The 13,798-nt window shown below is 70.5% G+C and carries 12 protein-coding genes; 11 read left to right on the top strand and 1 reads right to left on the bottom strand.

Translation table 11 applies throughout. The annotated features are described in order from the left end of the window. Positions 1-118: 118 nt before the first annotated feature. On the bottom strand, positions 119-997 hold the full coding sequence (locus PVE36_RS09615) for a DUF3097 domain-containing protein (RefSeq protein ID WP_277451942.1): 879 nt from the start codon (positions 995-997) through the stop codon (positions 119-121). 146 nt (positions 998-1,143) lie between these two features. Here PVE36_RS09615 and hrcA point away from each other — a divergent pair, with 146 nt between their 5' ends. The 11 genes from hrcA to leuA all read left to right on the top strand — a co-directional run bounded on the left by hrcA (position 1,144) and on the right by leuA (position 13,771). Continuing rightward, positions 1,144-2,178 (top strand): heat-inducible transcriptional repressor HrcA, encoded by a 1,035-nt coding sequence (hrcA, locus tag PVE36_RS09610; RefSeq protein WP_277451940.1) that lies wholly within the window; start codon positions 1,144-1,146, stop codon positions 2,176-2,178. Positions 2,179-2,232: 54 nt separating this feature from the next. Beyond that, a complete protein-coding gene (gene dnaJ, locus PVE36_RS09605) occupies positions 2,233-3,354 on the top strand; it encodes a molecular chaperone DnaJ (protein ID WP_277451938.1) in 1,122 nt (373 codons plus the stop codon). A gap of 22 nt (positions 3,355-3,376) precedes the next feature. Continuing rightward, the gene (locus PVE36_RS09600; protein ID WP_277451937.1) at positions 3,377-4,123 is read left to right on the top strand and encodes a 16S rRNA (uracil(1498)-N(3))-methyltransferase; all 747 of its coding nucleotides are present in this window, start codon (positions 3,377-3,379) and stop codon (positions 4,121-4,123) included. A gap of 60 nt (positions 4,124-4,183) precedes the next feature. After that, on the top strand, positions 4,184-4,993 hold the full coding sequence (locus PVE36_RS09595; RefSeq protein WP_277451936.1) for a hypothetical protein: 810 nt from the start codon (positions 4,184-4,186) through the stop codon (positions 4,991-4,993). 62 nt (positions 4,994-5,055) lie between these two features. Further along, entirely contained in the window at positions 5,056-6,105 is a 1,050-nt protein-coding gene (locus PVE36_RS09590; protein WP_277451935.1) for a PhoH family protein, read from the top strand. Next, positions 6,102-6,572, top strand: coding sequence for an rRNA maturation RNase YbeY (gene ybeY / locus PVE36_RS09585; protein ID WP_277451934.1), 471 nt, complete (start codon positions 6,102-6,104; stop codon positions 6,570-6,572). The genes PVE36_RS09590 and ybeY overlap by 4 nt, the downstream gene beginning before the upstream one ends. After that, positions 6,569-7,858, top strand: coding sequence for a hemolysin family protein (locus tag PVE36_RS09580; protein ID WP_277451933.1), 1,290 nt, complete (start codon positions 6,569-6,571; stop codon positions 7,856-7,858). The genes ybeY and PVE36_RS09580 overlap by 4 nt, the downstream gene beginning before the upstream one ends. Further along, complete coding sequence (gene era / locus PVE36_RS09575) at positions 7,855-8,787, top strand: GTPase Era (RefSeq protein WP_277451931.1); 933 nt, start codon at positions 7,855-7,857, stop codon at positions 8,785-8,787. Before PVE36_RS09580 ends, era begins: the two co-directional genes overlap by 4 nt. 133 nt (positions 8,788-8,920) lie before the next feature. After that, positions 8,921-10,666 (top strand): BCCT family transporter, encoded by a 1,746-nt coding sequence (locus tag PVE36_RS09570; protein ID WP_277451930.1) that lies wholly within the window; start codon positions 8,921-8,923, stop codon positions 10,664-10,666. A 97-nt stretch (positions 10,667-10,763) separates the two neighbouring features. After that, positions 10,764-11,801, top strand: a complete 1,038-nt coding sequence (locus tag PVE36_RS09565) for an aspartate-semialdehyde dehydrogenase (RefSeq protein WP_277451929.1) — start codon at positions 10,764-10,766, stop codon at positions 11,799-11,801. 224 nt (positions 11,802-12,025) lie between these two features. Continuing rightward, positions 12,026-13,771: a 2-isopropylmalate synthase gene (leuA, locus tag PVE36_RS09560; protein WP_277451928.1), complete on the top strand. Its 1,746-nt coding sequence runs from the start codon at positions 12,026-12,028 to the stop codon at positions 13,769-13,771. The last annotated feature ends 27 nt before the right edge of the window (positions 13,772-13,798 follow it).

Below are 13,798 nucleotides of genomic sequence, written 5' to 3'. Positions count from 1 at the left end.
TTAGGCTCTTGCGAAGTCCGGGCCTCTCCCTTCGCAACTGCTTAGGCTCTTGCGAAGTCCGGGCCTCTCCCTTCGCAACTGCTTGGGCTCCTGCGATCTACTCGTCGGTGACGCTGAGTCATTGTTCGTCAGTGACGAAGTCGATCAGCTCCTCGACCCGGCCGAGCAGGGCGGGCTCGAGGTCGGCGTAGCTGCGCACCGTGCCCAGGATCTGCTTCCAGGCGCGGGCGATGTCGGCCTGCGAGTCGTGCGGCCAGCCCAGGTGCGCGCAGATCCCGCGTTTCCACTCCATGGAGCGCGGGATCTGCGGCCAGGTCGTCATGCCGAGGCGCTGCGGGCGCACCGACTGCCAGACGTCGACGTAGGGGTGGCCGACGACGAGGACGTGCTCAGGGGCCACCGCGTTGGCCTTCTCGACGATCCGGGACTCCTTCGTGCCGGGCACGAGGTGGTCGACGAGCACGCCCATCCGGCGCCCGGGGCCGGGGGAGAAGTCCCTGATGACCGCGGCGAGGTCGTCGACCCCGTCGAGCATCTCGACGACGACGCCCTCGATGCGCAGGTCGTGGCCCCACACCTTCTCCACGAGCTCCGCGTCGTGGCGGCCCTCGACGAAGATCCGCGACCCGCGGGCGACCCGCGCCTTCGCGTCGCGCACGGCGACGGATCCGCTGGCCGTGCGCGAGGCGGCCTGCTCGGCCTCGGCCAGGGCGGCGCGCTGCGCCGCCCGGGGCGCGGTGAGCGCCACCGGCCGACCGTCCTGCAGGAAGCCCGCACCCAGCGGGAAGGCGCGCACCTTGCCGCGCCGGTCCTCGAGGTGGACGACGTGGACGCCCCCGGCCTTCTCCACCGAGACGACCGCGCCCACCCAGCCGGTCTCCACGTCCTCCACGACGGTGCCGTGGGTCGCCTCGACCGGGCGCGAGGTGGGGCGGGCGAGGCGGCCGTGGGAGCGCCAGTCACCGGAGAGCACGTCATTGCCGTATCGGTCGTTCACGAGGACCGACGCTAGGCCGCGCGGGGCCTCCGGGACGGCAGGGCACGCCGGATTCCGGGGAATGCGCCGATCAGTCGTAGACTTGGCACTCAGGTGGACCGAGTGCCAAGGCGGTGCGGTCATGATGTGTCGTGAAGGAGGACTCCATGAGTGACGAGCGGCGGATGGCCGTGCTCAGCGCCATCGTGGAGGACTACGTGCAGACGTCGGAGCCCGTCGGCTCACGGGCCCTGCTCGACCGCCACCGGCTCAACGTCTCGGCGGCGACCGTGCGCAACGACATGGCCGCCCTCGAGGACGAGGGCCTCATCGTCGCCCCGCACACGTCCGCCGGCCGGATCCCGACGGATGCCGGCTACCGGCTCTTCGTCGACCGGCTGCAGGCCATCCGGCCGATGTCGCGGGGCGAGCGGGCCGCCATCACCGACTACCTCGAGGGCGCCGACGAGCTCGACGCCGTCCTGGACCGCACGGTGCGCCTGCTGTCGACGTTGACCCGCCAGGTCGCCGTCGTCCAGTACCCGTCCCTGACCCGCAGCACCGTCAAGCACATCGAGCTGGTGCCGATGAACGACACCCGGCTGATGGTGGTCGTCATCATGGGCACCGGCCGGGTCGAGCAGCGGGTCGTGCCGACCGGGGTCGACTACACCGACGGCCCCGGCCTCGATGCGCTGTCCCGGGCGCGTGCCCGGATCAACGCCGCGACCCGTGACCGGCGCCTCACCGAGGCGCTGGGCGCGCTCGGCACCCTCCACGACGAGGACACCGACACCGAGGACGCGCTCACCGCCGGTGTGCTCGCGGCCCTCGGCGACGCCCTCGCCGAGGAGCGCGAGACCAAGGTCGCCCTCGCGGGGACGGCCAACCTCGCCCGCAGCTCCAGCGACTTCCCGATGACGCTGGAGCCGGTCCTGGACGCCCTGGAGCAGCACGTCGTGCTGCTGAAGCTCCTCAGCGTCGAGGCCGGCCAGGACGAGGCGGGTGTCTCCGTGCGCATCGGCTCGGAGAACCCCGTGAGCGGCCTGCACACGACCTCGCTGGTCACCTCGGGCTATGGCTCCGGGGACGAGCAGGTCGGTACCGTCGGTGTGCTGGGCCCGACTCGCATGGACTACCCGGCGACGATGGCGCAGGTGCGTGCCGTCGCCACCTACCTCTCGCGGATCATGGACACCTGACCGGCGTCCGTCCGCATCGACCGACCAGACCCACGACCTACGAGGACGTCACGCGTGAACGACTACTACGAGGACCTCGGCGTCAGCCGCGAGGCCAGCCCCGAGGAGATCAAGCGGGCCTACCGCAAGCTCGCCCGCACCCTGCACCCCGACGTGAACCCGGGGCCGGACGCCGAGGAGAAGTTCAAGCGCGTCTCCCAGGCGTACGACGTGCTCTCCGACGAGACCAAGCGCCGCCAGTACGACATGGGCGGCGACCCCTACGGCGGCGCCCACGACGGCTTCGGCGCGGGCTTCAGCTTCAGCGACATCATGGAGCAGTTCTTCGGCGCCCAGGCCGGTGGCGGCGGCCGTGGGCCGCGCTCCCGGCGCTCGCGCGGCCAGGACGGCCTCGTCGGGCTGGAGGTCGACCTGGCGACCGCCGTCTTCGGCGGCCAGGAGGACCTGACCATCGACACCGCCACCGCGTGTGCGGCGTGCGACGGCGACGGCGCCCAGCCGGGCACCGGTCGGCGCACCTGTGACACCTGCGCCGGTCGCGGCGAGATCCAGCAGGTGCAGCGCTCCTTCCTCGGCCAGGTCATGACCAGCCGGCCGTGCCCGACCTGCCAGGGCTTCGGCGAGGTCATCCCCAACCCGTGCCACGAGTGCTCCGGCCAGGGCCGGGTGCGCAGCCGCCGCACGATGACGGTCAAGATCCCCGCCGGCGTCGACTCCGGCACCCGCATCCACCTCTCCGGCGAAGGGGAGGTCGGCCCCGGTGGCGGGCCGGCCGGCGATCTCTTCGTCGAGCTGCGGGTCGCCGACCACGACACCTTCACCCGCCGCGGCGACGACCTGCACGCGTCCGTGCCGGTGCCGATGACGGCAGCCGCGCTCGGCGTCGACATGAGCTTCATGACCCTCGACGGGGAGCAGGAGATCACCATCAAGCGGGGCACGCAGCCCGGTGACACCATCATCCTGCCCGGCCTGGGGGTGACCCACCTGCGCCACGAGGGTCGCGGTGACCTGATCATCCACATCGACGTGCGGACCCCGACGCGGCTGGACCCCGACCAGGAGGACCTGCTGCGTCGGCTCGCGAGCGTGCGCGACGAGGAGCAGCCCGACGGCCAGCTCGACGACGTGGACGCCGGGTTCGTCGGCCGGCTGCGCTCGGCCTTCAAGCGCTGACCCGCACGACGCACACCGACCGGTGACCGCCCCCCTCTTCCTCGTCGACCCCGGGGCCCTCGACGGGCTCGGGCCCGACGACGTCGTCGAGCTCACCGGGGCCGAGGCACACCACGCCGCGACGGTGGTGCGGCTGCGGGCGGGCGAGGAGGTCCTCGTCGCCGACCGCAGCGGAGCACGCGTGCGCAGCGTCGCCGACTCGGTGGCCCCCGGTCTCGTCGCGCTGCGCGTGACGGGACGTGCGGACGAGCCGGCACCCTCCCTTCGGCTCACCCTGGTGCAGGCCCTCGCCAAGGACGGCCGCGACGAGGACGCCGTCGAGGCCGTGACCGAGCTCGGGGTCGACGGGGTCCTGCCCTGGCAGGCGGACCGCTCGATCGTGCGGTGGAAGGGCCCGAAGGTCGACAAGGGCCTGCGCAAGTGGGCCAACGTCATCGAGCGCGCCGCCAAGCAGTCGCGGCGCGGCCGCTGGCCCGACCTCGGTGACCTCGTCACCACCCCCTCGCTCGCGCAGCGGTGCGCGCAGGAGGGGGTCACCCCCTTCGTCCTGCACGAGGAGGCGACCACCCCGCTGGCGACGGTGGAGCTGCCCGCGGCCGGCGAGATCCTCCTCGTCGTCGGGCCCGAAGGAGGGATCTCGCCGCAGGAGATCGACCGCCTCGTCGAGGCGGGGGCGGTGCCGGTCCGGCTCGGCAGCACCGTGCTGCGCGCCTCGAGCGCCGGCCCGGCGGCGGTCGCCGCCATCAGCACCCGCACCCGGTGGAGGTAGGCAGGCAGACATCGCTAGGGTCACTGCAAACACCCGGCAGCGAATGGAGCAGCTCACTCGATGACGGCCAGACGCCCCGCCGTGAGGAACCAGTTCTTCCAGTGGCACGGCGGTACCGACGAGGACCACGCGGTGCTCGCCAGCTGGGCCGCGGCCACGCCCGAGGACATGGGTCCGTTGCTGGCCCGCTACCGCGGTGGTGTCCACGCGCGGTTGTGGGCGAAGGGGGCGCTGCTCGCCCTCGACCTGGGCCTGGCCCTGGGTCTCCTGCGGGCCCTGGTCGGCCCCCGCGAGGACCTGGCACGCGACGTCGTCGCCATCTTCCTCGGCGTCGCCGTACTCATCGCAGGTGTGCTGCTCGCCCTCCTGCTGGCCGCACGACGCCGCCGGCACGACGTGCACCGTGGTGGGATCGTGCTGCGGGCCACCGCCGACGCACCGGCCGCGGTCGTGCCCTGGTCGAGCGTCGACCCCGGCCGGGTCTTCATCGCCCCGACCACGGCCACGGCCAGGCGCTGGCTCGCGGCCCACGTGCAGCGCGCTGTCCGGCCTCCGGCAGCCGTCGTCAACGGGTCGGTCCGGGGACCGGGCGGGTCGGACGACCCGGACGGGACGAACGCCGTGCTGCGCCATCGTCCGGTCACCGGCGACGGTCCCTTCGGCTGGTGGCAGATCGGGGTCGCCGACCCCGTGTCCGTGCTCGTGGCCATGGAGTCGGCGATGGTGGCCGAGGGCTACCCCGCCGCAGGGATGGCCAGCCGGGCGCTCTTCCGCGAGACCACCCTGCGGGGGATGGGGCGGGACGCGGCCACCGAGCTCGACCGGGCCCTGGCCGACCCCGTCATCGGGGTCCCGTCGGACGGTGACTGACGCGGACGAGCGGGTCCGTCGCTCGTGGTCGATCCGGCGTCCCGCGTAGACTGGGGCACACGATGCCTCGACCAGACCAACCCGACCTGCGCGCCCTCGACTCGATCGCCGACGACCCGCGCCGCGACGACCTCCGTTCGCCGACGGTGCAGCAGACGATCGTCCTGCCCGACAACATGCCCATGGTGAGCCTCCTGGGGCCCACCGACGAGCTGCTGCGCACGATGGAACGATCCTTCCCCAAGACGGAGATCCTCGTGCGCGGCAACGAGTTCCGCCTGCGCGGACCGGAGGACGACCTCGAGGTCATCGACCGGCTCCTCGACGAGCTCATGGAGGTCCTCGAGTCAGGGCAGCCCCTCAACCGCGACGCCGTCGAGCGCTCGATCACGATGCTGCGGGGCCGCACCCGCGAGCGCCCCGCCGACGTGCTGACGACCAACATCGTCTCCAACCGCGGTCGCACGATCCGTCCCAAGACCCTCGGGCAGAAGCACTACGTCGACGCGATCGGCGACAACACGGTGATCTTCGGCATCGGCCCGGCCGGCACCGGCAAGACCTACCTGGCGATGGCCAAGGCGGTCGCGGCACTGCAGGCCAAGGAGGTCAACCGCATCATCCTCACCCGGCCCGCCGTGGAGGCGGGGGAGAAGCTCGGCTTCCTCCCCGGCACGCTGGGCGACAAGATCGACCCCTACCTGCGCCCGCTCTACGACGCGCTGCACGACATGCTCGACCCGGAGTCCATCCCACGGCTCATGGCCGCCGGGACCATCGAGGTCGCCCCGCTGGCCTTCATGCGCGGGCGCACCCTCAACGACTCCTTCATCATCCTCGACGAGGCGCAGAACACCTCGCCGGAGCAGATGAAGATGTTCCTCACCCGGCTGGGCTTCGGGTCCAAGATGGTCATCACCGGCGACACCAGCCAGGTCGACCTCCCGGGTGGCGTCAAGTCCGGCCTGAAGGTCGTCCAGCGCATCCTGTCCGACATCGACGGGATCCACTTCGCCCACCTCGACGCGAGCGACGTCGTGCGCCACCGTCTCGTCGGGGAGATCGTGGGCGCCTACGACCGGTACGACGCGACGAAGGGTCAGCAGCAGTGAGCATCGAGGTCCTCAACGAGACCGACCAGGAGGTCGACGAACGCGAGTTCGTCGAGATCTCCCGCTACGTTCTGGGAGAGCTGCGGGTCCACCCCCAGGCGGAGCTGTGCATCCGCATGGTCGACGAGGACACCATGACCGTCCTGCACGAGCAGTGGATGGACCTGCCCGGTCCCACCGACGTCATGAGCTTCCCGATGGACGAGCTCGAGCCCGGTCGTGACGGCGAGGAGCCCCAGGAGGGAGTCCTCGGCGACATCGTCCTGTGCCCCTCCGTGGCCGCGAAGCAGGCCGTCGAGGCCGGCCACGCGACGATCGAGGAGATGCTCCTGCTGACCACGCACGGGATCCTCCACCTCCTGGGCTTCGACCACGCGGAGCCCGAGGAGGAGACGGAGATGTTCGAGCTGCAGCGACAGCTGCTCCTCACCTTCCTCGCGGGTCGCGGGAGGGAGACCCGGGCGTGACCGGCTTCATCGTCGGCGCGGTCATCGCGATCGTCGCCGCGTTCGTCCTCACGCTCATCGACGCCGCCATCGGCTCCGCCTCGCGCGTCGCAGCCGAGGAGGCCGACAGCGAAGGGAGGCGCGGGGCCACGGAGCTGCGCGCCATCCTCGCCGAGAGCGCCGGTCCCATCTCGGTCATCGCCTTCCTGCGGGCCATCGCCGAGGCGTCGGCAGCCGTGCTCATCGCCCTCGTCGTCGTCGACCAGGTCGAGCGCACCTGGCTCGCGCTCATCATCTCCGTGGCGATCATGGTCGTCGTCACCTTCATGCTCGTCGGGGTCTCGCCGCGCACCCTGGGGCAGCAGCACAGCACCCCGGTGGCCCTGGCCGCGGCCCCCTTCGTCATCTGGCTGCGGCGCATCCTCGGCCCCTTCGCGCGGCTGCTGGTCACCCTCAGCAATGCCTTCACGCCCGGTGGTGGCTACCGGGACGGGCCCTTCCGCTCGGAGGCCGAGCTGCGCGACCTGCTCGACCTCGCGGGGGAGAACGCCCTCATCGAGGACGAGGAGCGCGACATGCTCCACTCGGTCTTCGAGCTCGGTGACACGCTCGCCCACGAGGTGATGGTCCCGCGCACCGACATGATCACCATCGAGTCCGACAAGCCGGCGCGCAAGGGTCTCAACCTCTTCATCCGCTCCGGCTTCTCCCGGGTGCCCGTCGTCGGCGAGTCCAGCGACGACATCGTCGGCCTGCTCTACCTCAAGGACGTCGTGCGCTCCCTGCTGGCGGACGAGGGGACGGCGGACAGGCCGGTCTCGACGTTCATGCGACCGGCCCCCTTCGTCCCCGAGAGCAAGCCCGTCGACGAGCTGCTGCGCGAGATGCAGGTCAACCAGACGCACGCCGCGATCGTCGTCGACGAGTACGGCGGCACCGCCGGCCTCGTGACGATCGAGGACATCCTCGAGGAGATCGTCGGGGAGATCGCCGACGAGTACGACCGCGAGGGACCCGGCGTGGAGGACCTCGGCGACGGGCGCCACCGCGTCCCGGCCGCGTTCGGCGTCGACGACCTCGCCGAGCTCTACGACGTGGACCTCGAGGACGAGGAGGTCGACACCGTCGGGGGGCTCCTCGGCAAGGTGACCGGCCGGGTCCCGATCAGCGGCTCGCACTGCGAGGTGGCAGGGTTGTCTCTCACGGCTGAGAAGATGTCCGGACGACGGCACCGCATCGCGACGGTCATCGTCGAGCGCGTGCTGACGCAGGACGCGGACGAGATGGACCAGGAGATCGGGGCATGAGCGTGGACGCTGCGCAGTGGAGGGCGGGCTTCGCCTGTCTCGTCGGACGGCCCAACGCGGGCAAGTCGACGCTGACCAACGCCCTCGTCGGCAACAAGGTGGCGATCACCTCGAGCAAGCCCCAGACGACCCGGCACATCATCCGCGGGATCGTCACGCGCCCGGAGGAGCACGAGCAGCTGATCCTCGTCGACACCCCGGGACTGCACAAGCCGCGCACGCTGTTGGGGGAGCGGCTCAACGACCTCGTCCGCGAGACGCTGCTCGAGGTCGACGTGATCGGCTTCTGCCTGCCGGCGGACCAGAAGATCGGCCCGGGCGACGGCTTCATCGCCTCCGACCTGCGTGAGCTGCAGCGGGCGAAGAAGGTGCCGGTCGTCGCCATCGCGACCAAGAGCGACGCCGTGGACAAGCAGCGCCTGGCCGAGCACCTGATCGCCATCGACCAGCTCGGGGACTGGGCGGCGATCGTTCCCTGCTCGGCCGTGCGCGGGGACCAGGTTGACGACGTCCTGGCTGTGCTGTCGCAGCACCTGCCGCCCTCGCCCGCGCCGCTCTACCCCGAGGACGCCGTCAGCGACGAGCCCGAGGAGCGGATGATCGCCGAGCTCGTGCGCGAGGCCGCGCTCGAGGGCGTGCGCGACGAGCTGCCGCACAGCCTCGCGGTCGTCGTGGAGGAGATCGTGCCGCGGGAGGGACGCCCGGACGACTCGCCGATGCTCGACGTGCGCGTGCACGTCTTCGTCGAGCGCGACAGCCAGAAGGCGATCATCATCGGTCGTGGCGGCTCCCGCCTGCGGGAGGTGGGGACGACGGCCCGTCAGGGGATCGAGAAGATCCTCGGGCAGCGGGTCTTCTTGGACCTGCACGTCAAGGTGGCCAAGGACTGGCAGCGGGACCCGAAGCAGATGCAGCGACTGGGGTTCTGAGACTCCTGCGCCGCTCGCCTGCGTTTGGCGCAGGACCGGTTGTGGGTCAGAGTGTTCGGTTGGGCGCACGTGCGTGTGCCCGATCGTCGCCACCGTCAAACGTAAGGAGAGGCCGAGGCGCGGCCGATTCGCAATGACGACAGACACGTCAGTCCACGAGGGGGCCGAGCCGCCGGGCACGCCCGACGGCTCCCCGCCCCCGCAGTCGAAGAAGGCCATCCTCGCCCCACGGGTCTTCTGGCCCTCGGCCGTCCTGCTGGGCGTCTTCGTGGGGATCGCGATGATCTGGCCGGAGCAGATGGACTCGGTCCTCGGCTCGTTGAACGACACGATCATCGGCGAGCTCGGCTGGTTCTACGTCCTCGTCGTGTCCGGATTCGTCTTCTGGTCGATCTGGATGGCGGCCTCCCCGATGGGGAGCATCGTCCTCGGTGACCCGGAGGAGGACCCCGAGTACTCCCTCCCGTCCTGGTTCGCGATGCTCTTCGCTGCCGGCATGGGCATCGGCCTGATGTTCTGGGGGGTGGCCGAGCCGCTGAACCACTTCGCCAGCCCGCCGCCCGGCACGTCCGAGGACGCGGCCGCACGCGCCCGTGAGGCGATGGACACCACCTTCCTGCACTGGGGGCTGCACGCGTGGGCGATCTACGTGGTCGTCGGCCTGTCCGTCGCCTACGCGGTGCACCGCAAGAAGCGACCGGTCTCGATCCGGTGGGCACTCGAGCCGATCTTCGGCACCAAGGTCAAGGGTGTCCTCGGTGACGTCATCGACATCCTGGCCATCATCGGGACCCTCTTCGGTGTCGCGACATCGCTCGGCTTCGGTGTCTCCCAGGTCGGCGCCGGTCTGGGCCACCTCGGCGTGGCAGAGGTCTCCGAGGAGACCGGCAGCGTCTCCACGTCCCTGCTCGTCATCCTCATCACCGGCATCACGGCGGTCGCGGTCGTCTCGGTCGCCAGCGGCGTGGACAAGGGCATCCGTTTCCTGTCCAACGCCAACATGGTCATCGCGGCGCTGCTCCTGCTCGTCGTGCTCTTCCTCGGTCCGACCAGCTTCCTCCTGGGGGACTTCGTCCAGCAGATCGGCTCGTACCTGCGGAACTTCTTCGGTCTGGCCTTCAGGACCCTCGCCTTCGAGGGGAGCGACGGCCAGAGCTGGCTCTCGGGGTGGACGACCTTCTACTGGGGCTGGTGGATCAGCTGGTCGCCCTTCGTCGGCGTCTTCATCGCACGCATCTCCCGGGGCCGGACCGTGCGGGAGTTCATCACCGGAGTCCTCCTCGTGCCGACGCTCGTCGGGATGCTCTGGTTCTCCGTGCTCGGTGGGTCCGGCATCCACCGGGAGATCTTCGGCAACGGCGGCATCATCGCCGATGACGGGACGGTCTCGACGGACCTGGCCCTCTTCCAGCTGCTCGACGGGCTGCCCGCATCGGCTCTGCTCAGCTGGGTCGCCATGCTCCTCGTCGTCGTCTTCTTCGTCACGAGCTCGGACTCCGGCTCCTTCGTCGTCGACATGCTGGCCTCGGGCGGCCAGGCGAACCCGCCGGTGTGGAGCCGCGTCATGTGGGCGATCTTCGAGGGCACGGTCGCCGCGGCGCTCATCGTCGTCGGCGGTGCCGCAGGCACCGGCTTGTCGGCCCTGCAGACGATGGCCATCCTCGTCGCCGCTCCGTTCAGCGTCGTCATGGTCTTCATGGCGTGGGGGACGGCCAAGGCGCTCATGGAGGAGTACGGCCGGGTCGTCCACGGTCGGGAGCGCCGCTTCCGCAGGTCGATCAAGCAGGAGGTCAAGGAGGAGATGGACGATCTCGTCCGCGTCATCACGCGCCGGCCGCCACGTGACGGCCAGGCGCCGGTGACGCCGCCGGAGAAGTAGGCGAGGAGCCGGGGTCACCCCGTCCGCATCGCGGACACGCCCGTCCGGGGCCCGAGCCCGATTGGGGGTTCGGGCCCCGGCCAGTATCCTTGCCGCCATGCACATTGGACTCTTTGGTGCCACCGGCCAGGTCGGATCCGTCATGCGTGAGCTGCTCGAGGAGCGGGACTTCCCCGTGACCTCGATCCGCTACTTCGCCTCCGCGCGGTCCGCCGGGTCGACCCTCCCGTGGAAGGACCAGGAGGTGACGGTCGAGGACACCGCCACCGCCGACTTCTCCGGTCTGGACATCGCCCTCTTCTCCAACGGCGGCTCCTCCAGCAAGGAGTACGCGCCGCAGGTCGCGGCCGCCGGCGCGATCGTCGTCGACAACTCCAGCGCCTGGCGCAAGGACCCCGAGGTCCCGCTCGTCGTCTCCGAGGTCAACGCCGACGACCTGGCCGACACCCCCAAGGGGATCGTCGCCAACCCGAACTGCACGACCATGGCCGCGATGCCGGTCCTCAAGCCCCTCCACGACGAGGCGGGGCTGGTCTCCCTTCGCGTGGCCACCTACCAGGCCGTCTCCGGCTCCGGCGGCAAGGGTCTGGAGGAGCTGGACAGCCAGCTGCGCGCCGGCTACGCCTCGGGGGACCCCAAGGACCTCGCCACCGACGGCGACGCGCTGACGCTGCCCGAGCCGCAGGTCTACGACGCGCACATCGGTTTCAACGTCGTGCCGGTCGCGGGCTCGGTCGTCGACGACGGCAGCCTCGAGACCGACGAGGAGCAGAAGCTGCGCAACGAGTCTCGCCGCATCCTGCACATCCCGCAGCTGCGGGTCTCCGGCACGTGCGTCCGGGTCCCGGTCTTCACCGGTCACGCCCTGGCGGTCCACGCCGAGTTCGACCGGGAGATCACTCCGGAGCAGGCCACGACGATCCTCGAGGGTGCGCAGAACGTCGTGGTCACCGAGGTGCCCAACCCCCTGCAGTCGGCCGGCAAGGACGACGTCTTCGTCGGTCGCATCCGCGTCGACCAGGCCGCCCCGGAGGGCAAGGGCCTCACGTTCTTCGTCGCCGGTGACAACCTGCGCAAGGGCGCCGCGCTCAACGCCGTGCAGATCGCCGAGGAGCTGGTCGCCCGCAAGGGCTGACCCTCCGCACCGCGCCACAGGACCCGCATCTCCGCACGGAGGTGCGGGTCCTGTGCCGTCCGGATCGTGACCAGCGTCTCCCCGGGCGGGGGCAGGGAGTATCGTGGGTGATCATGCGGACGGATCTCCTCCTTCTCTGCCGCGGCGGGGCCTGACAGACGGCCACCTCGTCGCGGAGTTCGTGGTGCCGCCCCACCCACTGACGTGACGAAGGACGAGAACGCATGATCCACCCCCAGCAGTCCACCCGGATGCCGATCCAGAAGTACATCCCCTTCCAGGACCAGATCGCCGTCGAGCTGCCCGACCGCACCTGGCCGGACAAGGTCATGACCCAGGCGCCGCGCTGGTGCGCGGTCGACCTGCGTGATGGCAACCAGGCACTCATCGACCCGATGGATGCCGACCGCAAGATGGCGATGTTCCAGCTGCTCGTGCGGATGGGCTACAAGGAGATCGAGGTCGGCTTCCCGAGCGCGAGCGAGACCGACTTCAACTTCTGCCGCCAGCTCATCGACGGGGGACACATCCCCGACGACGTGACGATCCAGGTGCTCACCCAGTGCCGCGACCACCTGGTCGAGAAGACCTTCGACGCCATCGCCGGCAGCAAGCAGGCGATCGTGCACTTCTACAACTCGACGTCCATCGTCCAGCGGCGGGTGGTCTTCAACACCGACCAGGACGGCATCATCGACATCGCCCTGCAGGGCGCACGGCTGTGCAAGAAGCTCGAGGAGACGGTCCCGGACACCACCGTCTACTACCAGTACTCGCCGGAGTCCTACACCGGCACCGAGCTGGACTTCGCCGCGCGCATCTGCAACGCGGTCATCGACATCATCGACCCGACGCCGGACCACAAGATGATCATCAACCTCCCGGCGACCGTCGAGATGGCCACGCCCAACGTCTACGCCGACTCCATCGAGTGGATGAGCCGCAACCTCGACCGGCGCGAGTCGATCATGCTCTCTCTGCACCCGCACAACGACCGCGGCGAGGGCGTCGCCGCAGCGGAGCTCGGGTACCTGGCCGGCGCCGACCGCATCGAGGGCTGCCTCTTCGGCAACGGCGAGCGCACCGGCAACGTCGACCTGGTCACCCTGGGGATGAACCTCTTCAGCCAGGGCATCGACCCGCAGATCGACTTCTCGCAGATGGACGAGATCCGGCGCACCGTCGAGCACTGCACGCAGCTGCCGGTCCACCCGCGGCACGCCTGGGGCGGCGACCTCGTCTACACGGCCTTCTCCGGGTCGCACCAGGACGCGATCAAGAAGGGCTTCGACGACATGCAGCGTCGGGCCAAGGAGGCCGGGACCAGCATCGACGGCATCGACTGGGGCGTGCCCTACCTGCCGATCGACCCGCACGACATCGGTCGCGACTACGAGGCGGTCGTGCGCGTCAACAGCCAGTCCGGCAAGGGTGGTGTCGCCTACCTGCTGCACTCCGAGGTCGGCCTGGAGCTGCCGCGGCGCCTGCAGATGGAGTTCTCCGCCGTCGTGCAGCGCAAGACGGACTCCGACGGTGGCGAGATGAGCGGCCTGGCCCTGTGGGAGGTCTTCAACGACGAGTACCTGCACGGTGAGGACACGGACGGCTGGGGCCGTTACCAGCCGGTGCGCACCACGCTCACCGGTGAGGACGACGGCCTCGACCGCATCGAGGGCCACATCCTCGACCGTGGCCAGGAGGTCGCGATCTCCGGCAGCGGGAACGGCCCGATCGCGGCCTTCCTCGACGCCATCGAGCCGCTGGGCATCGACGTGCGCGTCCTCGACTACGCCGAGCACGCACTCTCCGCCGGTGGTGACGCCCGCGCCGCGTCCTACGTCGAGTGCGCCGTCGGTGAGCGCGTTCTCTGGGGCGTCGGCCTGCACGACTCGATCGTCAAGGCCTCGCTGCGGGCGATCCTCTCCGCGGTCAACCGCGCCGAGCGCGACGCCGAGGCCGTCGAGGTCTGAGCACACGCCGAGGGGGGCCGGGTCGCC

Origin of the sequence: Janibacter sp. DB-40, from assembly GCF_029510815.1 — a bacterium.
Classification (GTDB): Bacteria; Actinomycetota; Actinomycetes; order Actinomycetales; family Dermatophilaceae; genus Janibacter.
The sequence above is the reverse complement of the archived record's forward strand: the minus strand, read 5'-3'. Positions and strand labels throughout refer to the sequence as shown.